The sequence below is a fragment of the Algibacter aquimarinus genome, assembly GCF_039543265.1.
Taxonomy (GTDB): domain Bacteria; phylum Bacteroidota; class Bacteroidia; order Flavobacteriales; family Flavobacteriaceae; genus Algibacter_B; species Algibacter_B aquimarinus.
Map to the genome: position 1 here is coordinate 373174 of NZ_BAABJK010000004.1, position 21919 is coordinate 395092.

General features: G+C 29.9%; 25 protein-coding genes. 7 read left to right on the forward strand and 18 right to left on the reverse strand.

Features of this window, described 5'->3' with window-relative positions; genetic code table 11:
• Positions 1-11: 11 nt before the first annotated feature.
• Positions 12-968, reverse strand: coding sequence for a dihydrodipicolinate synthase family protein (locus ABD939_RS04530; RefSeq protein ID WP_345164987.1), 957 nt, complete (start codon positions 966-968; stop codon positions 12-14).
• 137 nt (positions 969-1105) lie between these two features.
• On the opposite strand from ABD939_RS04530, the gene ABD939_RS04535 reads away from it, so the two are divergent.
• A complete protein-coding gene (locus tag ABD939_RS04535; protein WP_345164990.1) occupies positions 1106-1951 on the forward strand; it encodes an AraC family transcriptional regulator in 846 nt (281 codons plus the stop codon).
• Between the two features lie 128 nt (positions 1952-2079).
• Here ABD939_RS04535 and ABD939_RS04540 read toward each other — a convergent pair whose 3' ends face one another.
• From ABD939_RS04540 to ABD939_RS04565, 6 genes are read right to left on the reverse strand one after another with little or no spacing between them, the layout of a single operon-like run.
• Positions 2080-2448 (reverse strand): MmcQ/YjbR family DNA-binding protein, encoded by a 369-nt coding sequence (locus ABD939_RS04540; protein WP_345164992.1) that lies wholly within the window; start codon positions 2446-2448, stop codon positions 2080-2082.
• Positions 2445-3056, reverse strand: coding sequence for a DUF4230 domain-containing protein (locus ABD939_RS04545; RefSeq protein ID WP_345164994.1), 612 nt, complete (start codon positions 3054-3056; stop codon positions 2445-2447). Before ABD939_RS04545 ends, ABD939_RS04540 begins: the two co-directional genes overlap by 4 nt.
• Entirely contained in the window at positions 3057-3806 is a 750-nt protein-coding gene (locus ABD939_RS04550; RefSeq protein ID WP_345164997.1) for a cyclase family protein, read from the reverse strand.
• The gene (hemW, locus tag ABD939_RS04555) at positions 3803-4936 is read right to left on the reverse strand and encodes a radical SAM family heme chaperone HemW (protein ID WP_345164999.1); all 1134 of its coding nucleotides are present in this window, start codon (positions 4934-4936) and stop codon (positions 3803-3805) included. Before hemW ends, ABD939_RS04550 begins: the two co-directional genes overlap by 4 nt.
• Complete coding sequence (gene ruvC, locus ABD939_RS04560) at positions 4936-5490, reverse strand: crossover junction endodeoxyribonuclease RuvC (RefSeq protein WP_345165002.1); 555 nt, start codon at positions 5488-5490, stop codon at positions 4936-4938. Before ruvC ends, hemW begins: the two co-directional genes overlap by 1 nt.
• The gene (locus ABD939_RS04565) at positions 5490-6128 is read right to left on the reverse strand and encodes an outer membrane beta-barrel protein (protein WP_345165004.1); all 639 of its coding nucleotides are present in this window, start codon (positions 6126-6128) and stop codon (positions 5490-5492) included. The genes ruvC and ABD939_RS04565 overlap by 1 nt, the downstream gene beginning before the upstream one ends.
• Positions 6129-6159: 31 nt before the next feature.
• Between ABD939_RS04565 and ABD939_RS04570 the strand changes: the two genes are divergently transcribed.
• Genes ABD939_RS04570 through ABD939_RS04580 form a run of 3 tightly spaced genes read left to right on the forward strand, consistent with a single transcriptional unit; the run spans position 6160 to position 9010 of the window.
• Positions 6160-7134: a lysylphosphatidylglycerol synthase domain-containing protein gene (locus tag ABD939_RS04570; protein WP_425550277.1), complete on the forward strand. Its 975-nt coding sequence runs from the start codon at positions 6160-6162 to the stop codon at positions 7132-7134.
• Positions 7131-8255 carry a glycosyltransferase family 2 protein gene (locus ABD939_RS04575; RefSeq protein WP_345165009.1) on the forward strand — a complete coding sequence of 375 codons (1125 nt, stop codon included), beginning with the start codon at positions 7131-7133 and terminating at the stop codon, positions 8253-8255. Before ABD939_RS04570 ends, ABD939_RS04575 begins: the two co-directional genes overlap by 4 nt.
• 20 nt (positions 8256-8275) lie before the next feature.
• A complete protein-coding gene (locus ABD939_RS04580; protein ID WP_345165011.1) occupies positions 8276-9010 on the forward strand; it encodes a Bax inhibitor-1/YccA family membrane protein in 735 nt (244 codons plus the stop codon).
• On the opposite strand, the gene ABD939_RS04585 is transcribed toward ABD939_RS04580, so the two are convergent.
• Genes ABD939_RS04585 through ABD939_RS04600 form a run of 4 tightly spaced genes read right to left on the reverse strand, consistent with a single transcriptional unit; the run spans position 9007 to position 13439 of the window.
• Entirely contained in the window at positions 9007-9483 is a 477-nt protein-coding gene (locus tag ABD939_RS04585; protein WP_345165013.1) for a hypothetical protein, read from the reverse strand. The genes ABD939_RS04580 and ABD939_RS04585 overlap by 4 nt on opposite strands.
• A gap of 39 nt (positions 9484-9522) precedes the next feature.
• A complete protein-coding gene (locus tag ABD939_RS04590; RefSeq protein ID WP_345165016.1) occupies positions 9523-10653 on the reverse strand; it encodes a tetratricopeptide repeat protein in 1131 nt (376 codons plus the stop codon).
• Complete coding sequence (locus ABD939_RS04595) at positions 10654-13074, reverse strand: energy transducer TonB (RefSeq protein WP_345165019.1); 2421 nt, start codon at positions 13072-13074, stop codon at positions 10654-10656.
• A 2-nt stretch (positions 13075-13076) separates the two neighbouring features.
• Positions 13077-13439 carry a BlaI/MecI/CopY family transcriptional regulator gene (locus ABD939_RS04600; protein ID WP_345165021.1) on the reverse strand — a complete coding sequence of 121 codons (363 nt, stop codon included), beginning with the start codon at positions 13437-13439 and terminating at the stop codon, positions 13077-13079.
• 143 nt (positions 13440-13582) lie between these two features.
• Between ABD939_RS04600 and ABD939_RS04605 the strand changes: the two genes are divergently transcribed.
• Positions 13583-14086, forward strand: coding sequence for a DUF456 domain-containing protein (locus ABD939_RS04605; protein WP_345165024.1), 504 nt, complete (start codon positions 13583-13585; stop codon positions 14084-14086).
• A 271-nt stretch (positions 14087-14357) separates the two neighbouring features.
• On the opposite strand, the gene ABD939_RS04610 is transcribed toward ABD939_RS04605, so the two are convergent.
• From ABD939_RS04610 to ABD939_RS04625, 4 genes are all read right to left on the reverse strand, one after another.
• Positions 14358-15032 (reverse strand): response regulator, encoded by a 675-nt coding sequence (locus ABD939_RS04610; RefSeq protein WP_345165027.1) that lies wholly within the window; start codon positions 15030-15032, stop codon positions 14358-14360.
• Positions 15033-15037: 5 nt separating this feature from the next.
• Positions 15038-16840 (reverse strand): tetratricopeptide repeat-containing sensor histidine kinase, encoded by a 1803-nt coding sequence (locus ABD939_RS04615; protein ID WP_345165030.1) that lies wholly within the window; start codon positions 16838-16840, stop codon positions 15038-15040.
• 151 nt (positions 16841-16991) lie between these two features.
• Positions 16992-17135 carry a hypothetical protein gene (locus tag ABD939_RS04620; RefSeq protein ID WP_345165032.1) on the reverse strand — a complete coding sequence of 48 codons (144 nt, stop codon included), beginning with the start codon at positions 17133-17135 and terminating at the stop codon, positions 16992-16994.
• Between the two features lie 345 nt (positions 17136-17480).
• Positions 17481-18491 carry a LacI family DNA-binding transcriptional regulator gene (locus ABD939_RS04625; RefSeq protein WP_345165034.1) on the reverse strand — a complete coding sequence of 337 codons (1011 nt, stop codon included), beginning with the start codon at positions 18489-18491 and terminating at the stop codon, positions 17481-17483.
• A gap of 196 nt (positions 18492-18687) precedes the next feature.
• Between ABD939_RS04625 and ABD939_RS04630 the strand changes: the two genes are divergently transcribed.
• Both ABD939_RS04630 and ABD939_RS04635 read left to right on the forward strand, forming a co-directional pair.
• A complete protein-coding gene (locus ABD939_RS04630; protein ID WP_345165037.1) occupies positions 18688-19491 on the forward strand; it encodes an HAD family hydrolase in 804 nt (267 codons plus the stop codon).
• Between the two features lie 117 nt (positions 19492-19608).
• A complete protein-coding gene (locus ABD939_RS04635; RefSeq protein WP_345165040.1) occupies positions 19609-19758 on the forward strand; it encodes a PspC domain-containing protein in 150 nt (49 codons plus the stop codon).
• Positions 19759-19868: 110 nt separating this feature from the next.
• Here the strand turns inward: ABD939_RS04635 and ABD939_RS04640 are convergent, their stop codons facing one another.
• Genes ABD939_RS04640 through ABD939_RS04650 form a run of 3 tightly spaced genes read right to left on the reverse strand, consistent with a single transcriptional unit; the run spans position 19869 to position 21800 of the window.
• Positions 19869-21182 carry a glycoside hydrolase family 2 TIM barrel-domain containing protein gene (locus ABD939_RS04640; protein WP_345165042.1) on the reverse strand — a complete coding sequence of 438 codons (1314 nt, stop codon included), beginning with the start codon at positions 21180-21182 and terminating at the stop codon, positions 19869-19871.
• Between the two features lie 53 nt (positions 21183-21235).
• A complete protein-coding gene (locus ABD939_RS04645; RefSeq protein WP_345165044.1) occupies positions 21236-21586 on the reverse strand; it encodes a hypothetical protein in 351 nt (116 codons plus the stop codon).
• A complete protein-coding gene (locus tag ABD939_RS04650) occupies positions 21573-21800 on the reverse strand; it encodes a hypothetical protein (RefSeq protein ID WP_345165047.1) in 228 nt (75 codons plus the stop codon). Before ABD939_RS04650 ends, ABD939_RS04645 begins: the two co-directional genes overlap by 14 nt.
• Positions 21801-21919: the final 119 nt, after the last annotated feature.

The window sequence follows — 21919 nt, forward strand, 5'->3', positions numbered from 1 at the left end:
ATTTGAAAGCATCAACTTATTAAGTCTAGCACTTCAAGTCTTTGTTTTGCCAACATATATCTTGTACGAACATTGTCAATTTGCTGTTTCGTTAATTTCTTACCAAAAGTACGTAGGCCTCCAGCAACATCATTATTATGAATTCCCATAGCAAGCTTAAGATATTCCATAAGCAGTGGCTGAGCATCCAAATAGGATAAGGAATTTAAAGCCTGAGAAATTTTGTTTGCCTCAGTCCATTCTCCATTTAAAACATACTCCTGCATGGTAACACTAGCTTTTGGAAAGATACAACCTACACCCGTAATTCCGCCACATGCTCCAGCAAGTCCTGCATGTACAGTAACTGTATCTACTCCCGCTAAAATTTTTAAATCTTTGTTCTCTAACATCAGCGTTTCAATAATTGAAACATCTATAGTCGATATTTTAAGAGCAGTTATGTTTGGAAGCACAGAAAGTCTCATAAGAAGATCAGTTGAGAGCGCATGATAACCAGCTGCATCAGGATTGTTATAAGGCATAATTGTTACGCCTGCATCTTTTGCAGTTGCTTCAGAAAGTGCATAGTACTCATACATTTCTTTTTCAGACGGAACCGCCTTCGTTTTTGGCGGCATCACCATAACTGTATCAACTCCTACTGTTGCAAGCCCTTCAATGATTTTAGCAAGATCTTCCTTAGTTTCTGCTGAAGCTCCACTAATCAAAGGAACATTGTATTCTTTAGCCACCTCAGAAAGTGATTTCAATAAAGAAAGACGCTGTTTGGTTGTCAGGTAGCTATTCTCACCTAAAGTACCAGAACCAACAAGTCCACTCATTCTACTTCCTCCCTTTCCTTGAGCTTGTAAAATACTTGCGGCCTGTTTTTGTGTTGCATCTAAGTCAATTTCAAGAGCGCCAGATTTTGACTCCTTCAACCATGTAAATACAGCAGGCATTACGCCATTCCATTTTAAACTCATAATAAAATTTATTTAAGACAAAATTACATTATGAAGTCGTTGGATAGTTAATCTAGCTTTATCCAAAATATGTACAATATTATCCAAATATAAAAATATTTGTATATTTAAGAATATTATTTGCATATTTTAGCTGTGTGAAAATATTACCATTTCAAATACCAAAACCAGAGCATGATGCATTAATTTATCAAGAAAATAAAGAACTAGTATTTTACGATAAGTTTCATCAGCATAGAGAAATTCAAGTAAGCTATATTTTAAAAGGCGAAGGTACTTTAATAGTTGGCGATACCATTAACTATTATAAAAAAGGAGACATATTGGCTATTGGCAGTAATTTACCACATGTTTTTAAAAGTGATTCTAGCTTAAATACACAGTCAGAAATGTTGTCACTCTTCTTTTCTAATGATGCGTTTGGAACATCCTTCTTTGAATTAGAAGAATTGAGGGAGCTAAAATCTTTCTTTAAAAAAGTAGATTACGGTTTTAAAGTAACTCCAAAATCAAAAAAGCTTGAAAATCATTTTTTTCAATTAAATGAAAGCAGCAAATTACAACGTTTTATTTCGCTATTAGAAATCTTAAAAATTCTTTCTAAATCTAAAACTCAACCTTTATCGTCTTTTATTTATGATAAAAAATATACTGACACTGAAGGGAAACGCATGAGAGATGTCATGGATTTTACCATGCAAAATTACCAGCAACAAATTAGTTTGGATGATGTTGCTCAAGTTTCAGCTATGACTAAAAATGCATTTTGCAAATACTTTAAAAAGCGAACTAATAAGTCTTATTTTAAATTTTTGAATGAATTAAGAGTTGAGAATGCCTGTAAATTGCTCTTTTCGGAAGAAGGGTTTTCAGTTGCAGAAGTTGCTGAAAAATCTGGTTTTAATAATATTTCAAATTTTAACAGACAATTTAAAGCTATTAAACACTTTAACCCTTCTGAATTTAGAAAGATAACCTTTTAAAGTCTCTTTACGTTATCTGTAATAATTACAATTTATTGTGTACCAACTTTGCCTTTATATACTAATCGTTATCAAGATCTAAACATATTTGAATAGTATGTTGTTTCAAATTTGAAATCAAGCTTATATCACAATTCGTTTAGTTGATTTCTCATCTTTTTAGTCATACCCTTTACAACCATATCATAAGAATGGTCAATCAATTCTTTGATAAAATCGGGTTGTAATTCGCCCTCATAAATATTTATAGTATTCCAATGTTTATTACTTACATACGGACCTGCATAAATACTTTTGTATTCTCCTCTGAGTTCTTCAGTATATTCAGGATTACACTTTAATGTTATTGTAGATTCTCCTTTGTCCCACAATCGTAACGGTGCCAATACAAACATTTTGGTTAAAACCTTAAAAACTAGTGTATCTTCATCAAAAGGAAAACTTTCTGAGGCTCCTTTTTTGCTTAAGCAGTGTTCTCGAATTTGTTCAATATTCATTTCTGAAGTTTCTTTGTCTCAGAGGCTTCTATTTCTAAAGCAGTATAATCTAATTTCCAACCAATAGTTTCAACAATAGTTTCAATTAAAAGAATGGTTTCTAAAGCTTCTTTTTGAGCTATTTGAATAAGTCCACTCTCAGGAATTTTATCTTGAATATGCTGTTTGGCATCGTTATGTAAGTCTGTTAAATCATTTGCTTCAAACTTATTGAAATACCCATCAGATTTATCGTAATAATTTAAATTGGTTTCAATTGATAATACTTCAGGCTGTGGAAAGTGTTTAAGTATGACCTTCTTGTTATTGGTATCGGCTTGTAAATCAATTTTAGACAAATCGTACCCCACATGTGCTTTTGCATTAATTACAACAAGTGCTTTCTTTTTACTTGTTAAGAGTTTTAAAAATCTTTGTTTTACATCTTCGTAATGATAAATTTCAGCAAAGTCACCTTCTACTGTAATAAATTTACACACCTTTTTTATCTTGTCTAAAAGAATGGTGGATTGCGAATTTACAAGCTGCTTTTTCTTTATAGATTTTAAAACAGTTACAACGCCTAACGTAACTAAAACGGCAATAATAGCGACTAAAAAAACTTCCATTTAACTAATAACTTTATATAAAATTGGTTTGCTTGGTGTAGCATCATTCTCAAACGGTGCTATTTGTAAATTTAAAAAATACTCTCCATCTTCTATCTTATTGGACACATAAATAAACTCTGTAATTGTAGCATCTAATCGTAATTTACCTTGTGTATTCCAAAAGGCATTATGCCCCAATAATTCTCCTCCATCTTTTTCTCTATCGATACTTGGCAAATCTATGAGCAAATGTTTAATACCTTTATTTACCAAGAATTTTACAGCATCTTCCTTTAAATATGGCCAATTGGTATTGGAATATTGCCTCGAAAACTTGTCTCTGGTATTAGGTATTGTTCTAATAACTACTGCATCCCTTTTTTTATTTCCCAACACAAATTGTAATTGTTTTTTTGAAATGACTTTATCTTTCATGAAATTTTCTGGCGCAACAGTAATAACTTCTGCTAAAAAAAAGAAGGTTTTTAAGTGCTCATTTATAGAATATACTTTTTCTGTAATATGCCCAACACATTCGGTATGTGTGCCATGTGCATGCGGATTAAATTGAATATTATTGAAATTTATACTAGCTCCTTCACTTACAGCAGCAATCCATTCACCGTCTTCAACGGGTTCTATTTTAGGTTCATCAATATACCATGCATTAACATTGTTTTTTGATGATACGAGTGGCATTGAAATATCTAGTGGTTTTGATAAATCTATTTGTAATTTTCTAGAATTGTATCGTATTGTTGCAATCAAACTAAATTAATTTTAAAAAGGTTTGAAGCAATGCCATCACTTAAAAATTTACCTTTTTTTGTTGTTAACAATTTGTCATCATCAATATACAATAATTGTTCCTTAATGTAAATTTCTGACTGCTGTAAAAGGTATTTTTTATAGTTTGTTCCAAAATCATTTTCAACTTTTTTTAATGACACGCCCCAAATTGTTCTTAAACCTGTCATTACATATTCATTGAATTTATCTGTTGCAGTAAGTATTTCTATTTCTGATGGTAATTTATTTTTCTGAATACTTTTAATATACTTTGTATTATTAGACACGTTCCAACTACGTTGGTCACCATCGAATGAATGTGCCGATGGACCAATACCTAAATAGGATTTCCCTAGCCAATAAGAAGAATTGTTTTTACTAAAAAAATGGGGTTTTCCAAAATTTGAAAGTTCATAATTAACAAAACCTGAGGTTTCTAATTTATCTACAAGAATATGAAATTGCTCTTGAGCCAAATCGTCATCAACATTATCAATAATACCTTTTTTTATAAACGTTTCTAAAGCTGTTTTAGGCTCTACTGTTAAAGCATAACAAGAAATGTGCGGTACATTAAACGACAGAGCTGTTTCTATATTTGTAATCCATTCTTCATTACTCAATCCTGGGATTCCGTAAATTAAATCAATCGAAATATTATTAAAATATTGAGTTGCGGCAGATAAACATGCTTTAGCTTCGTTCTTATTATGTGCACGATTCATCAACTTTAAGTCTCGCTCAAAAAACGATTGAATTCCAATACTTAATCGGTTTATTGGACTATCAGATAATTCAATAATAATATCGTTTGATAAATCATCTGGATTCGCCTCTAAAGTTATTTCTGGGTTGATAATAACTGGATAGTTTTCATAAACCGTGTTTACAAGTAATTCTAATTCGACTCTATTTAATAAACTTGGAGTTCCCCCGCCAAAATAAATAGTTTCTATGGTATCATTTTGAAGTTCGTTTTTTCTTAATTGTAATTCTTTAACTAAACATTGTATGAGCTCATCTTTCTTCTTCAAAGACGTTGAAAAATGAAAATCGCAATAGTAACAAGCCTGCTTGCAGAAAGGTATGTGAATGTAAATGCCGGCCATTATTTCTTAATTCTACCTTCATTTTGCTTAACAAAAGCACTCCAACCAGAATAACTTTTACCCACTTCAATTCTTCCTGAATTATAGAAATGGCATACCGCAGCAGCTAAACCATCAGTAGCATCTAAATTTTTAGGAAGTGTTTTTAAACCTAATAAACTTTGAAGCATTTTAGCCACTTGTTCTTTACTGGCGTTTCCGTTCCCAGTAATAGCCATTTTAATCTTTTTAGGAAGGTATTCTGTTATGGGAATTTCTCTACTTAAACCAGCTGCCATAGCTACGCCTTGCGCTCTACCTAGCTTCAACATACTTTGTACGTTTTTGCCAAAAAAAGGCGCTTCAATGGCAATTTCATCAGGATTGTGAGTATCAATAAGTTCAATAGTGCGTTCAAAAATTAGCTTAAGTTTTAAATAATGGTCGTCGTATTTTTTTAAATCCAACTCATTAAGCTGCATAAATTCCATGGTTTTTCCAACTACTTTAATAAGTCCAAAACCCATAATGGTTGTTCCAGGGTCTATTCCTAAAATTATTCTTTCTTTTTGCATTAATCTCCACAATAATAACAACCACTTAACGATATAGATGCGCCAAATGTTATGGTTAATAAATCTCCATTAAATGAACCAAATCCATCAGAAATAGGATTAAATTCTTTACCGAAACCTAATATATAAGAGGTGTCTAAATAAATAGAAAGCTTGTCTGATATACCGTAATGAAACTCAACACCACCAAGCATATTTAAATAAGAAGTTTTATTTGCTCCATAATTCCCCAAAGGCTTAATAGTAGATAATCCAGGACCTGCATGAATAAAAGCTCCTATTCTATCAGAAAAACTGGTGATTTCAGAAACATCATAAACCAATTGTACATTAATGCGCGAATAATTAACTTTAAACTCTGTAGAATTATCTGCGTTTGAAAACCGATTGAAACCAAAATCTAACTTGCCTCCTAATTTTGGTTTAAACATATATTGCAACCCCAAATTTATTGTTGGAAAATTAATTGAATTTGCCTCAAAAGCAGTAACAAACCCATTTGAAGATGGGCTATTTACACCCAGAGCAAATTGTGCTTTAATAGTGCTGGTATCACCTTGGGAAAAACTTGAAAAACTACTAAAAAGTAAAACTAATAAAACCCATATGTAATTATTCCATTTAAAATTTAAGGCCATTGTGGTAATATTAATTTAATTTGCAACACTAATGCATTATGCGCTTCCATACAAAACTAAACAATTCTTTTTTGTGCTTGTTAAATTAAGTATTGTTGTTGGTGCTTTTTATTTTATTTATGAAAAATTAATAAATAACGACGCATTAAGTTTTTCTAATTTTATAGAGATTTTAACAAAAAACAAGGTTTTTTCAGTCAAAAACATCACTTTTTTAATCATTTTAAGTTTTTTAAATTGGTTTTTTGAAATTTTAAAATGGCAAACCTTAGCAAGTTTTATTAAAAAAATAAGTTTTAAAAGTGCTTTAGAACAAAGTTTAGGAGCATTAACCGCATCCTTATTTACTCCAAACAGAATTGGAGAGTATGGCGCCAAAGCTATTTATTATGCTACTCATTATAGAAAACGCATTATGCTTGTTAATTTAATGAGCAACCTTTTACAAATGAGCGTTACTACTATTTTGGGAATTATTGGTTTTAGTTTTTACATATTAAAATACAATCCAGAAATAAATCATTATAAACTAGCTCGATTTGTGATTTTAGGTTTAATGATTTTTATCTTATTGGGTTTTGGAATAGCAAAAAGTAAATTCAGTATCAAAGGGTTTTCATTAGAAAAAATCAAATATTTCATTATACAATACCCTACACATAAACTGGTCTCTGGGTTTATATTATCTGTAATTAGGTATACTATTTTTTCCTTTCAGTTTTATGTACTATTGTGTATTTTCAATGTGCAATTAAACTATTTAGATGCCATGATTATAATTACCTCAATGTATTTATTGGCTTCGGTAATTCCTTCTATTTTTATTTTTGATATTATTGTAAAGGGTAGTGTAGCCGTCTATTTATTTACTTTAATTGGAATAAATGAATTAATTATTTTATCAATTATTACAATTATGTGGTTATTAAATTTTGTTATTCCAAGTATTTTTGGAAGTTATTATGTGGTTAATTTTAACTTTCCAAATGATAAAGATGAACTATGATTTTAATTAGCCTTTTTATTACAATTATCTATTTACTTTTAATAGGAAGTTTCATTTTTGGCTTTGACAAAATTCCTGTGTTTCATCTTGAAGACATTACTTCTAAGACTAAATTTTCAATAGTAATTCCTTTTAGAAATGAGGCAGAAAATTTATCCAGTTTGTTAAATTCTATTGAGTGTTTAAATTATCCTAAACATCTTTTTGAAATTATTTTTGTGGATGATGATTCGGAGGATAATTCAGTTGATATCATAAAAAAAGCTCTCAATGGTACTAAAGAAAACATTCAAATTGTTTTAAACAATCGCAAAACAAATTCTCCAAAAAAAGATGCTATAACCTCAGCTTTAGAAAAAGCAAAATATGAATGGATAATTACTACAGATGCCGACTGCATTTTACCTAAATACTGGTTAGATAGCTTTGATGAATTTATTCAAAAAAACAATTCAGTTTTCATTGCTGCACCAGTTAGTTATACTCGTAATAATTCATTTTTAAATCGTTTTCAAACACTAGATATTTTAAGTTTGCAAGGTGCTACAATTGGCGGTTTTGGGCTAAACAAACCCTTTTTATGCAATGGAGCCAATTTAGCTTACAAAGCGTCTATTTTTAATGAAGTAAATGGTTTTCAAGGCAACACGAATATAGCCAGCGGAGACGATATTTTTCTGCTTGAAAAAGTCCATAAAAAACAGCCAACCCAAGTTCATTATTTAAAATGCAAAAAAGCTATTGTAAAAACAAAATCGCAACCTACTTGGAGCGCCTTAATATCTCAGCGTAGGCGTTGGGCAGCAAAAACAAGTTCTTACAATAATTTATTTGGAAAACTAACAGGCTTAGCTGTTTTACTAATGAATATTTTAATCATTATTGGTTTGTTAATGTCTTTCCTTGGGGTTTTAAAATTTAAAACCTTCTTTTACATCATATTTATAAAGTTTAATATCGACTTCTTTTTAATTTATAAATCATCCTTGTTCTTTAATCAAAAAGATATTTTAAAAAGCTATATATCAGGATTCATTGTATATCCTTTTTTTAGTATTTATATAGCTTTTACTTCTTCTTTTAGTGGTTATAAATGGAAAGGACGTTACTTTAAAAAATAATTTTATTAGTTTTATCTCTTATGGATTTATTTAAAAAAACTTCCAATCCAGCCTTTAATAATTACTTTTTTGAGGAGAAAAAGACTCCGTCAAAAACTATGACGGTAACTGGTATTTTTATAAAATCCATGTTTTCCATAGCTATTATAATCATCATATCTGTTGGTATGTGGAGACTTCATCAAGAAGGTATTAAAATAAAATGGTACTCTTTAGGTGGCATGTTGGCAGCTATTATTATTAGTATTGTTATTTCTGTACATCAACATTGGGCACATATTCTTGTTCCGCTTTATGCTATAGCTAAAGGGTTTTTCTTGGGAGCTGCAACAGTTTATGCACACGCACAGTTTCCAAATTTACCCTATCAAGCCATAGCTATTACCGTAGTTACTTTTATAGTTATGTTGTTACTCTATCAAACACAACTTATTGTTGTTACAAAAAAGCTGAGGAGCGTTATAATTACAGTAGCTACAAGTATTTTTATAATCTATATTATTTCATTGATATTGAGCTTTTTTGGAATAAAAGTTTTTATTTGGGGTACTTCATGGCCTGCCATAATTTTTAATATTATAGCAGCCATTTTCGCCTCATTATCGTTACTTCTAGATTTCGATTATATAGAACGACATAAAAACAAATCGCCTAAATACAAAGAATGGTTAGCCACTTGGGGACTTCTTGTAACCTTGGTTTGGTTGTATATGGAAGTATTAAGATTAATGCGGAAACTAGCTATTAGATTTTAGTTTACATTAATAATAACTGGCAAATTAAACTCTGTAGTTACTTGTTGGCCTCTTTTAATAGCTGGAAAAATTTGAGGAAAAGAATCTAAACTTTTATTAATTAATTCTTTGATATTAGGTATTTCAAGCTTAGTTAAGGAGTCCATATCAAAATCCATAAGAAATATTTCTCCTTTTTTAGAAATTTTAAAATGTAAATTGATGGTATCTTTTATGTCTTGTGTAACAATTAATTTTTCGTCTTTTAAATACTTACAAATATTTGTGGTTAAAACATTCTGAAAGCAGACTTTTTTTTCTTCTTTTAATAAAAGAGAATCACATTCAGTGAAACTTGGATACTCATCAACATCGTTCCAATTAAAAACCTGTAATTCCTCTTTTAAAATGGCTTCAGATGATGTCTTTTTCACATTAAAATACTCGCAAGAGAAAAGCATTAAAACTATAATAAAGACTAAAGTTTGTTTCATGGTTTGGCTAAAGCCCGAAAAATACGATTTTTTTGGTTTTTAATCTGTTTTCAAGAATTTTTCCTTTTTAATTTGTGAAATTTTTTCATCAGCAAACTTACTCATCCTTCCGTTTGAAAACTTTTTCTTAAAATCTTCATAGGCTTTAATCTTAGCATCATAATCTTCATAATAGGCTTCCAAAGTTATTGCTAAATGAAAATGAGCAAACTCATTTGACGGCTCTTCCTTTATAGCTTTTTTTAATGCAGCTATAGACGCTTTGTACTTTTTTTGACGATTTAAAACGGTGGCTAATTTCATATATTCTCTATCTAGCGGTTGATCTAGTGCTAAAAGTGCTTGTGAAATATATTTTTCGGCTAATTCGAAGTTATCTAATTCGCTATAATACGTACCTATTACATATCTAGCAGTAGCGTCATTTGGATTGTATTTTAAAGCCTTCAATCTATTTTCTAAAGCTTTTTCAATATTGTAATGCTGGTAATAGCTTAAACTCAATTTTTCATAAATAAACTCTGAGGTCTCTCCTAATTCAATCAGTTTTTCAAACCATTTTATAGCACCTTTATAGTCTTGTTTCCAATAATAGTTTTGTGCTTTTAAACTTATGAGTTCAATATTATTCTCGTAAGTTTCAAAACCTTTATCTATGTACATATCTACCATATCGTGCTTACGCTTTTGGAGATAGTATTTTGCAATTTTATAAATGGCTTTTTGATGAGTTTCATCTAACTCGAAAGTTTTTTGAAAACGTTTCATTGCAGTAGAATCTTTTAGTTTTTCCAAAACTAATCCTAACTCATAGTGGTAATTTGGATTATTATCATCTTTATTAATCAAATCTGCAAATACTTGAGATGCTACTTCATATTTTTTAGTTCTTGAAAGTAACCTTGCATATTCAAATTTTATCAAGGTATTGTCTGGGTTAGCTTTAACACTAAGTTCATAATGCTCAAGAGCTTCTTTATAGTTACCAATAGCCATGTAAGCTCTGGCTATCTTATCAAAAACTTCATATTTGTTATTATATAATTTGTATTGCTCTATAGCTTTTGAATAATTACCATTTACATATAAGCTATCTGCAATGTTCAAAACCGAAGTTTGAGCTTCGGTTTTGAATAGTATCAATAAAAATATTATTAAGTATCTAATCATTTATTTTTTATCTGCTACTTGAAAAATTATTGGTACAGAATAAAGCACATCAATCTTTTCTCCTTTATTTTCACCAGGAATTAATCTTGGAATTGATTTAACAACACGTATTGCCTCAGCTTCTAAATCGGGATGCGGAGCTCTAGATTTTTCAATTTCAATACTACCTTTTTTTGTAATTTTAAAAACAATATTTATTCGTTGCTTACCCTTTAACCCTAGTTGTTGTGCCATTTTGGTGTTAAACTTTTCAGCTATAAATTTTTGAATACCAATTGAAGTACATTCTCTTTTCTCGTTTTCATTTTCTAAATCTTGGCATTCTGGTAATACTGGAGCCACTTCTACAATAGCGAAAGGCAGTGTCGTTTCGTCTAAAGTTTCTTCTTTATCAATTAACTCATTAACTTTATCTGAAGCCTGTTTGCCTTTAATATCAAAAATAATAGGTAACGAATATGGGACAGTAACCGCCTTGCCTTTTTGCATCCCTGGTTTCATTTTTGGTAGTGATGAAATAACCCGAATTGCCTCTGTTTCTAATACAGGGTGTGGACCTCTAGACTTAATACCTATTATATTTCCTTTTGTATCTATTTTAAAAATGACATTTATCCGCTGTCTCCCTACTAAACCATATTCACTAGCTTTTTTTGTATCAAAATTTTCCACTACATATTTAGCAAGTTTTTCATTCATACAATTTTTCATTTCTGCATTATTCTCTAAATCCTCACAACCTGGATAGACTGGCACATTCTCGATAACAGCAAAAGGAACTTCAACTTCATCTTGCAGTACTAAATCTGTTTCGTTATCATTTGCTTTATCTAAAACTTGAAAAATTATAGGTAATGAATATGTAACACTTACTATTTTTCCTTTCTGTCTTCCTGGAATCATTTTAGGCAAGGTTTTTATAACGCGAATTGCTTCCTCTTCCAAACTTGGATGGGGAGCTCTAGATTTAACACCTGTAATATTGCCTTCTATATCTATTTTAAAAATAAGGCTTATACGCTGTCTCCCTTTTAAACCTAACTCTGTAGCCAGATCTGTATTAAAATTTCTATTTACATGCCTAGATATGCTTCTAGACATACATTCTTTTTTAGCGTTATTTGTTGTTAATGATTCACAACCTGGGAAAATCGGAGCTTCTTCTACTACCGCAAAAGGAACTTCTGTGGAATCTTTATATTTTGCTCTTGACCTTAATAGTTCTATCACCTTTTCCTTTTTTTCCTTTGAAAAGTTTGTTGAAGGTTCTTTAGGCTCCCATTTAAAATAGGTTACATACGACGTTCCATCAGGAAAAGATAACTCGCTTTTTGAAAACCCTTCGGGAACTTTTTCATTAACATTATGAACACTATAATTGATAGTGTTTTTTTCTTTATCAATGTTAGACCAGCCAACATAATCTTTATTTTTTTTAAGGAATGACTCATACTTTTCATGAATCTTCTTTTTTTCCCCAACAGGTTTTTCTCCTTTTACTGAAGTATAAGAGTATTGACTTAAATCAATATTTTCCTTTTCAGCTTCTTGAGCCTCTGCCGAAGTATAAATTAGCATAGCAAAAACCATTGGAATCAGCAATGCATATTTAAATAAATGACTTTGTTTTGACTTTGCTTTTGATAACATAACGATTCGTTTTTTGATTAATGATTGTTTAAAAAAAGTATTGATGAATGATATATTTTTAGTCTCGAAAACTTGAGACAAAAGATTTTGATAGTAAGCGTTTTTATCTTGATGTTTTACTGCATTTGCGTCAGCAATAAACTCATGCAATGTTGCCATTCTATTTTGGTAAATGTAAACTAATGGGTTAAACCAAAACGCAATACGCAGCAACTCAAAAAACAATAAATCTAAAGTGTGTTTTTGTTGGGTATGAATAAGTTCGTGTTTTAAAATGGTTTCTTTCTCTTCAGCATCAATACGTTCTCCTAAGAAAATGTAATGAAAAAAAGAAAACGCTGCAGTACTATTAAACAGTTCTACCAAAATAATATTCCCAATAGCTTGCTTTGGATTTTTAATAATTAAAACAAAAATTTTAATCAACTTATACACAAACAAACACAACGCAATGGATAAACCTATATAAAATATAATTTCCCAAAACGATATAGTATTTCGTTCCAAGATTACTGGATTCAAATTAATGGTATTATTTAGTTTTCCTGAAGATTGACCTATAACAACTTCTGGTAATGAAATGATATAATCTTGCGGCACTACTTTTTTAAAGCTATCAACCTTTATAAACGGAAGTATTAACGACAATACTACGGTAGATAAAAGATACAATCTGTTCCATTTAAAAAAGGTTTCTTTTCTTAAAAAAACATCGTATAACAGCAAAAAAATGAGTTGAAACGCTATTGTTTGTAAAATATAATGTAACATAACTATAACTCGTTTTTATTAATTTCTTTTAACACAGATTCTAAATCTTTAATATCCATATCATTTTTCTTTACAAAAAAGGACACCATACTTTTAAACGATCCTTGAAAGTAATTATCAACTAACTTATTTATAGACTGATTACTGTAATCCTGCTTTTTCATCAATGGAAAATACAAATGCCCTTTTCCTGCTTTTTCGTAATCAACAAATCCTTTATTTTCTAAAATTCGAACAATTGTAGACACTGTATTGTATGCGGGTTTTGGTTCAGGAAGTTGTTCTATTATAGCTTTTACATTCGCTTTTTTTAACAGCCATAATATCTGCATAATGTCTTCTTCTGCCTTTGTAAGTTGCTTCATAATTATTATTGATTTAACTTTTAACTAAATGTTTAGTTGAACAAATATAACTAAATTTTTAGTTTAAACTAACTCTTTAGTTACATAATGTAACATTTCTTGTTTTTAAACGTCTAAACATATGTAGAACACAAATATTTTTTATGGATATAATTCTAATCATTATAGCTTTTATGTTTATGCTTTTAGGCATTATTGGAAGCTTTTTACCCATTTTACCAGGACCTATAACTAGCTGGCTTGGTTTACTTATTGCTCATTTTACTAATGCAATTCCCATAAACAAAAGCTTTTTAATTATTACTTTTATTATAGCTGTTTGTATATGGGTTTTAGATTATATAATTCCTGCAATTGGCACAAAGCGCTTTGGAGGAAGTAAAGCAGGAATGATTGGTACTACTATTGGTCTTATTGTTGGTTTATTAGCCCCAATACCGGGCGGTATTATTTTAGGTCCGTTTTTTGGTGCTTTAGTAGGAGAACTTATTCATAAGAATGATTCAAAAATTGCCTTAAAAGCTGCTTTTGGTTCTTTTATTGGCTTCTTAACTTCTACTTTTATAAAGTTTATTGTTGCTATTATATACTTCGGACTTTTTATTGGAATATTAATCGATTACGGAAGTATAATTTTTAAGTTTTAATGAAAGAAGAAGTCCTGTGGGTCTCTCACCTCCACAGGACTTATGTAAATTGCTATTATCAACAAAAAAATTGAGGGATTAATTAATTTTTGAAGTGTTGATAGTACAAATATATATAGAACTTTCATCTTCAAGCTGTGGAAAAACCGTAACGCTTTTACGGTTAATTTATAGAACTTAGATATAACAAGCTTTTTGGATTGAAAAAAAAAGATAAAAAATTTAAACTTTTTATCTTTTCACCTTTTTTGGTAGTCTTTTGTTTACAAATTTAAACAAATCCTTTTTTTCTAGCTTCATTTAAAAGGGTCTCATCTTGACCATCTTGAACATTAAAAAGGTCTTTTAACTGCTTTTTCCTCTTTTCTACTGCGCTTAAAGATATATCTAAATGAGAGGCAAGGTTTTTAGTTTTTACTCCTTGAGAAAGCAAATGAAGTATTTTTCTATTTTTCTCATCAATTACAATATCGCTGGTAATTGTTTTTCTTATATGACTATTCACCGTTCCGCTATAAAAAGGTGGATTATTTAAAACGGCTTGAAATGCACTTGCAAGCTCGCTCGATGTTAAATCGCTCTTTATTAAAAAGCCTTCAGGATCTATAGTCTTTATTATATTATGTATTCTAAAAGATTCATTAAACATGGTTAATATAATAATCTTAGCATTAGGCAACACGTTACGTGCATATTCTGCTAAATCTTCACCAGAATTCATTGAACCATCTGTTGAAGGTGGTAGACTAATATCTACAAATAGGACATCATATGGTGTTGCATGCTCCATAGCCTTGTCCATAAAGTGAATGGCTTCGTCACAATTATTGGCAATATCTATGGTTAATTCTTGATTATCCTTTTTTGTAAAAAGCAATGTATTTTGATACCCCTCTATAATCATAGGGTGGTCATCAATCATCAATATTTTAATCTTTTGGGTCATTAAATTTAATGTAATGCAATTGGGGCTTCAATAGTAACTGTTGTTCCTGATTCCTTTGTCGAGGTTATGTGTATTGTTCCTTCTATTTCATTAATTCTAGAGTTCATATTTTTTAAACCTATACCAGATTTAGTTTTATTTACGTCAAAACCAGAGCCATTGTCGTTTAAAGTTAAGCAAATTTTATCATTTTTCAGTTTAAAATCAATATTTACAAGTGTGGCATTAGCATGTTTGTAGATGTTATGAAGCGATTCTTGAACTATTCTGTAAAAGTGAATTTTTGTTTTATTAGATACTTTATCCCAGCTAATAACATCCTCATGATTCAAATTATAATCTAGATTATATACTGTTGTCTGATTTTCTACTAGCGTTTTTATAATATCTATAAAGCCTGAACCTGAAACAAAGTCTGTATTTAATTCATGAGATACTTTTCTAATATCCTCCTCTATAGTTTTAAGTTCACTTATGTATTGACTTCGTGTTTTTATGGCTTCATCACTATTATTCATATTTAAGCTATCTAAACTCAAACGTGTTCCAAATAAACGTCCTAAAACACCATCATGTAGCTCTTCAGAAATACGTTGCTTCTCTAACGTCCTTGCTTCCTCTATGCCTTCATTCTGAGATAACATTAAGTTATATATTTCCTCATTCGCTTCCTGTTGTTGCTGCACAAATTTTAATTCTTTATTCTTGTTTCTTTGGTTTATTACGATATATATTAATACAGATGTAATAATTACAACTATTGATATTATAAGCAACCACATACGCTCTCGCGCAATTTGGACATTCTCTTGCTCTATTTGGTTAGTTTCAAAACGAATTCTTGCCAATTTGTCACGAGTAGAGCGTTCAACTTTTATTAAACTATCACTTAATTTTACGTAGGCATTTAAATGTTTTGCAGATGCCTTACCTTCTTCTATTTCTGATAATAACTTAAGTGATTTTAATAAATCGTCGTTATAATACTGTTCAGAAATATCTTTGGCTTTATAGGCATAATACAAAGCTGAATCCTTTTGGTTTTTGTCATGGTAATATTCTGCAAGGTGGCGGTTAATAATTATTGAGTTATAGTTATTTACACTAAAATTTTCACTAACGCTTAGTGCCTTCAAATATAAATCTGGAAGCTTAGTGAGTTTCCCTGATTCATATAATGTATTAGCATAATTATCTAAAACTAAGGCATAAAAACTAGGTCGCTCTTTAATCAAGTTTACATTGGCTAAGATTTGATTAAAAAAACCCAATGCAATATCAAATTGTTTTAAATTTTTATAAACGAACCCAATGTTATTCAAAGAATTATCAACTCTATTTTTATCATTTAACTTTTTTCTTAGCTGTAATGCCTTTTTATGGTATTCTATAGATTTATCAAATTGCCCCAGTTCATTAAAACTGATTCCCAAATTATTGTAAACATGAGATTTGCATATATCAGCCTCATAAGAAACTTTGAAATTTTCAAGTAGTGAGATAGCTTCAAATGAAGTCACTTCAGCACCTGTATAATCTTTCTCATCAGATTGAATAGCACTTATACCGTATAATGTTTTTGCTAAGAGTAGTTTTCTATTAAGTTTTCTCGAAATTTTTTCGGCTTTATTATAATAATAATAAGAGCTATCAGTTAGGTAATTAAGCCTATATTCATGACCTAAATCATAGTAGGCTTCTGCTAATTTAGTGGAATCAACTATTTTAAAATTAGAAATGTTTTTATGAATTGAGTCTACTTTAGATAAATCTATTTGTGCCTGCACCAAATTAATGAAACAAGACAATAATGTTATATAAATGAGATTATTCCTCAACTTGATGAATTAAACAACTTATTTATCAAATGTATTTATAATTTTTCATTTATATAAATTAAAAAGCCCCTTTACAAATTATGTTATGTAAAGAGGCTTATATAATTTGCAATATTACGTTTTAGTCTTTTACTTGACCTCCAGTAAAATACTCTTGAGCTTCGTTATCAGTTAAAACATCATTCTCGTTTAAATCTTGTTTAGTACAAGATGAGAACATGGTTAAAAGTAATGCTAAAATTAAGGTAATTTTTAGGGATTTCATATTATTCGATTTAAGGTTAATTTATTTTTCTCTTTGTTTAATAATTAAATACAGATCGAAGACTTTGTAAAACAAAATCTTTCATGAGGGAAAAATGGATAATTAACTTAAAAACCGAACACAAATAAGTGCACAAATTTTTATACTTGCGAGGGATTGCGACCAAACAGTCTTAAAATGGATTAATTAAAACTTAGTTGCTAAGGGAATATTATTGGGGCACAAACTAAGAATGGCTAAAATAGAATAAAAAACAAGAATACAAACAAAATAATCGATTAAATGTTATTTTTTAACGTTTAAATGCGTTGTATTGATTAAGAATTGTTGATAACCTGTTAAAAACTATTTGAGAGTAGATTTATTTTTTACGAAACTTGTCTTCACAATTTTTGTTTTTACATCGCCTTCCCTAGAGGTGTTTTGCATCCTTTCAATTAACATTTGCGCAGCATTAGCTCCTATAACTTTAGCATGCTGCCTTATAGTTGTTAATCTTGGTAAAGAAAGGTTTGATGCAGATTTACTAGCAAAACCAATAACAGATATATCTTTTGGTACATTTAATCCAAACTTAGCCGAGGTATTTATAGCTATGATTCCTGAAGCACTATCTGCAGAAATAACACCATCAATAGGTTTATGTTTTTTGAAAAAGGATTTTATTTTTTGCTGAGCATCTTTATTCTTGTTAATCTTCAATATTAGAGGTTCATAATTCGTGTTTTCTAAAATTGCTTTCGCATATCCTCTTTCACGAAGCTTACCAATACTCAATTGATCAATATTACTTATAAAAGCAATTTTCTTTCTATTTTCTTTTTCAATTAAATACTTTGTAGCATTGTAAGTGGCATCAAAATCATCGACTATCACTTTATCACACATCACGTCATGAGCAACTCTATCAAACATAACTATGGGTAATCCATGATTAATAGTTCTCTTAAAATGCTCGACTTCATTTTTCGTTTGGGTTTCTTCAGCAACAGATAAAATAAAACCGTCAACACTTCCATTAGCTAGAAGCTGTAAACTCTCTTTTTCTTTATCTAAAGATTCATTTGATATACATGTAATTATATTGTAACCATGTTTTGTAGCCTCTCGTTCTATTCCAAAAAGTACCTTTGCTAGAAAATGATTTAAAATATCTGGAATTATAACGCCTATAGTTTTTGTTTTATTCTGCTTTAAACTTAAAGCTACTTTATTAGGTTTATATCTGTAAAGCTCTGCAAGTTCTTTAACACGCTTTACTGTATCTTCTCCAATTTCTTCGCTATTATTTAAAGCTTTTGAAACTGTAGATATTGAAACATTTAACTCTTTAGCCAGTTGTTTTAAAGTAACCATTAACTATATATGTATTACAATTTATTTAACGTTATCATGCAATTTACAAAACCTAATCATCAATTTGTATCAAAAATAACATTTTACAAAATTTATGATTAAAAAGTTAAGCAAACACATTAGATATTATACGAAAATGAAAGAATTTAATCTTGTAACAATCTTAAGAATACTATTTTTGTCGTTTTGACAAAATATGGACTTTTCAAAGGTTAAACTTATAGCTACAGATTTGGATGGCACTTTACTAAACAACAAAGGTGAAGTAAGCTCTCGTTTTTTCAATCTGTTTAAACAATTAAAAAAACAAAATATTCATTTTGTAGCAGCAAGTGGCAGACAATTTCAGAGTATTACTGCTAAATTAAATCCAATTAAAGAAGATATTTCAATTATTGCCGAGAATGGTGGTGTTATACAATTTAATGGTAAAGTAAATTCTTTATTAAAATTATCTTCTGAAGACGTCTTAATGGCTGTAAACACGTTACGAAGTATTAAAAACTGTTATATTGTATTATGTGGTAAAGAATATGCATACATAGAAACTGACAATGAAAAGTTTATTTCTAAATTCAGCGAATATTACAACGCTTACTATATTGTGGATGATTTAACCAAAGTTGAAAATGATGATTTTTTAAAAATTGCAGTTTATCATTTTAAATCTTCTGAAAATTATATTTTACCTCACATTAGTAACATTACAAATAAATTAAAAGTTACTGTTTCTGGTAAAAACTGGTTAGACATTTCTCATATCAACGCTAACAAGGGTTATGCTTTAAATAAACTTCAAAAAAAGTTAGGTATAACGGAAGAAGAAACTATGGTTTTTGGTGACTACAATAACGATATAGAAATGCTTCAACTTGCACATTTTAGTTACGCCATGAAAAATGCTCATGATAATGTTAAAGAAGTTGCGCGTTATGAAACGTTAAGTAATAATAATGAAGGTGTAGAACAAATTCTTGATTTACTTCTTAAACAATATTAATTTACTATTTTACATTTTTTTGAAAATTGGCTGGTAGTAAATACCTCAAAAAATATAATTAAATAAACCAACACAAATTGAATTGTTTATATTTGATTTACTAAAAAAAATAAAACTATGATTTTAGGAGTTTCAGATTGGTTAAGTGGTAAATTAGGATGGAAAGCAACTCATATCCGAATAGCTTTTGTAGTAGCTGTACTATTCTTTGGTGTAGGCATTGGACTTTATTTAATTCTTTGGATAGTTAAAATGCTTTCTAAATAAGCACTATTAATTAAATCCTTCAATAATATAAATTTCTTCGATATACCTAATATTTCCGTTCCTTAGATTGGGTTAAGCTGATCTAAAAAAACTGAACAGAATTTTAAAGATTAGTCCTCTACCCAAAATGGAATATTGGCATGAGCTGTATGATTGTTGCCATCTTCTACATAGATGAATAGTCGATAAGCACCCGATTCGGATGGGGCTAAAAATTTAGTATTTTCATTTGTGTTATCAGGAAATAAGCCTTTAACAGTATCTGGAATATACTCTGCATCTCCACCAGATTTAGTTGATCCACTTTCTTTCATAATTTCCCAACGAAAGATTAGTTTATCGTTATCAGGATCAGAAACTTCAACTTGGGCAGTGTAAGCTTTACCTGCTTTTAACTTTATATTGTTTACCGCTCTTTGTCCTTCCAATGTAAAATCATGTAATCTAGGTGTTCTGTTTTCTGGCCATTTTCCATTCCAAACATAGTGCATTACGTCAACTGATTCTGTCTCATTCCCATCTGCCATAAACATGCCGAACCAGGTGGGTGTTCTTTCTTGCTTTTGACCCCAGAGAAATACAAAAGAACCCATAACTTGTGATTGAGATATAATTGAATTTTGATATCGACTACGATACAAATCTGCTTTAACAGAACTATTATTTTCTAATGGTGCTCCCCATTGGGTTTTTCCTACTTCCCAATAGCCAGTTGCTCCCCATTCAGTTATTAATAAAGGTCCTTCATAACTAGATCTCGCAATAATTTGAGGAAGAACATCTATAGGCGCATATAATTGTATACTCAAAAAATCTAAATCTGGTGCTCTATTTGCAATCAAATCTACATTCCGTTTATCGATTCCAGCCAAGGGTGTTGTAGTTAAATGATGTGGATCTACTTCATGAATCATTTTAGATATATCATTAACTGCTTCCCAAACTTTAGGGTTTTTTGATTGATGGTTCATTTCATTACCTATTCCCCAAATCATCAATGCAGGATGATCTTTCAATTCCATTACACGTTTGCGAATACTTTCTAATTGTTCTTTTACAGCTTTTTCATTGTTGTAATCAAAACCGTGGCGTTCTAAACCAACCCAAACTCCCATCATAACTTTCATACCAAGTTCTTGAGCTTGGTCTAATATTTCTTTACCATTATCTGTACTCCAAGTTCTACAGGCATTGGCTCCATGATTTTTTAAAGCCTCAAGGTTACCGTTATCTGCTAGACCTGCTCCTTTAATATAGAATGACTCTCCATTTAAAAAAATACGGTATCCCCCATCTGTAAGTCGGATTTCAGATTTTGTTATATCGGTCTTGGATTTCTTTTTGTTTTGCGCATTACAACTACAAAGCAATACAAAAAGAGAAATAAATATTAAGTAACGATTTTTAAAAATTATGTATTTCATTTATTTGCTTTTTAGTTGTTATGTTAATATTTGGTTTTCTTTTCGAATATTAGTTATATAGTATTTAACATATAGTTTTGTACACCTTCAATTTGATTGGTAAAGCTTTTTGATATATTAAAATACGGCAATCCAACTTTGATACATGATTTCCTTATGAGCTTGCTATGAGTAATCATATTCTTTACATGATCTATAATATAAGCATCAGACTTATCCAATAACCAATCATTTTCTTTTTTACTAAAAGATCTTATTTCATTTACTTTTTGGTCAATATTTACATTTGAATAGCCTAAAAAACATATTTTTATTTCTTCAGGATAATCCTTTAACAGTTCAATTATCAATTCTGGCAAAATGGCTTCTCCTTCAATAATACAGTTTGTTTTAGCGAATATCATACTCTCTCTCTAGCATAGCTTTTAAAAAACTCCATAATCTTTCTGCTATGTCATCTGGAAATAATAAATCATGAATTCCATATTCGGGAATTCCATTTGTAAAACCCATCATAATCCAATCTAACGATAAATAAGGAATTTTCATTTTAACCGATAGTTCTTCTGCAATAATAGTTTTTCCAGATCTTGATGCACCACCAATTATATATAACATATTATAGATTCTTACTAAACTATTACTTTTATACTCCTAGTAGCTAATTTATTAAAAAGTTAAGATGTTTCCTAGGTATTTACTTTTATGAATTAACATTAAGTAAGATTTTGGAAACT

Bases quoted from the DNA above. Each gene is read 5' to 3' on its own strand.
- ABD939_RS04565 (WP_345165004.1), bottom strand. From the start codon at position 6,128: ATGGCCTTAAATTTTAAATGGAATAATTACATATGGGTTTTATTAGTT.
- ABD939_RS04600 (WP_345165021.1), bottom strand. From the start codon at position 13,439: ATGAAGCAACTTACAAAGGCAGAAGAAGACATTATGCAGATATTATGG.
- ABD939_RS04610 (WP_345165027.1), bottom strand. From the start codon at position 15,032: ATGACCCAAAAGATTAAAATATTGATGATTGATGACCACCCTATGATT.
- ABD939_RS04580 (WP_345165011.1), top strand. From the start codon at position 8,276: ATGGATTTATTTAAAAAAACTTCCAATCCAGCCTTTAATAATTACTTT.
- ABD939_RS04640 (WP_345165042.1), bottom strand. From the start codon at position 21,182: ATGAAATACATAATTTTTAAAAATCGTTACTTAATATTTATTTCTCTT.
- ABD939_RS04590 (WP_345165016.1), bottom strand. From the start codon at position 10,653: ATGATTAGATACTTAATAATATTTTTATTGATACTATTCAAAACCGAA.
- ABD939_RS04540 (WP_345164992.1), bottom strand. From the start codon at position 2,448: ATGAATATTGAACAAATTCGAGAACACTGCTTAAGCAAAAAAGGAGCC.
- ABD939_RS04630 (WP_345165037.1), top strand. From the start codon at position 18,688: ATGGACTTTTCAAAGGTTAAACTTATAGCTACAGATTTGGATGGCACT.
- ABD939_RS04575 (WP_345165009.1), top strand. From the start codon at position 7,131: ATGATTTTAATTAGCCTTTTTATTACAATTATCTATTTACTTTTAATA.
- ABD939_RS04530 (WP_345164987.1), bottom strand. From the start codon at position 968: ATGAGTTTAAAATGGAATGGCGTAATGCCTGCTGTATTTACATGGTTG.
- ABD939_RS04585 (WP_345165013.1), bottom strand. From the start codon at position 9,483: ATGAAACAAACTTTAGTCTTTATTATAGTTTTAATGCTTTTCTCTTGC.
- hemW (WP_345164999.1), bottom strand. From the start codon at position 4,936: ATGGCCGGCATTTACATTCACATACCTTTCTGCAAGCAGGCTTGTTAC.
- ABD939_RS04645 (WP_345165044.1), bottom strand. From the start codon at position 21,586: ATGATATTCGCTAAAACAAACTGTATTATTGAAGGAGAAGCCATTTTG.
- ABD939_RS04635 (WP_345165040.1), top strand. From the start codon at position 19,609: ATGATTTTAGGAGTTTCAGATTGGTTAAGTGGTAAATTAGGATGGAAA.
- ABD939_RS04570 (WP_425550277.1), top strand. From the start codon at position 6,160: ATGCATTATGCGCTTCCATACAAAACTAAACAATTCTTTTTTGTGCTT.
- ruvC (WP_345165002.1), bottom strand. From the start codon at position 5,490: ATGCAAAAAGAAAGAATAATTTTAGGAATAGACCCTGGAACAACCATT.
- ABD939_RS04545 (WP_345164994.1), bottom strand. From the start codon at position 3,056: ATGGAAGTTTTTTTAGTCGCTATTATTGCCGTTTTAGTTACGTTAGGC.
- ABD939_RS04605 (WP_345165024.1), top strand. From the start codon at position 13,583: ATGGATATAATTCTAATCATTATAGCTTTTATGTTTATGCTTTTAGGC.
- ABD939_RS04650 (WP_345165047.1), bottom strand. From the start codon at position 21,800: ATGTTATATATAATTGGTGGTGCATCAAGATCTGGAAAAACTATTATT.
- ABD939_RS04620 (WP_345165032.1), bottom strand. From the start codon at position 17,135: ATGAAATCCCTAAAAATTACCTTAATTTTAGCATTACTTTTAACCATG.
- ABD939_RS04595 (WP_345165019.1), bottom strand. From the start codon at position 13,074: ATGTTACATTATATTTTACAAACAATAGCGTTTCAACTCATTTTTTTG.
- ABD939_RS04625 (WP_345165034.1), bottom strand. From the start codon at position 18,491: ATGGTTACTTTAAAACAACTGGCTAAAGAGTTAAATGTTTCAATATCT.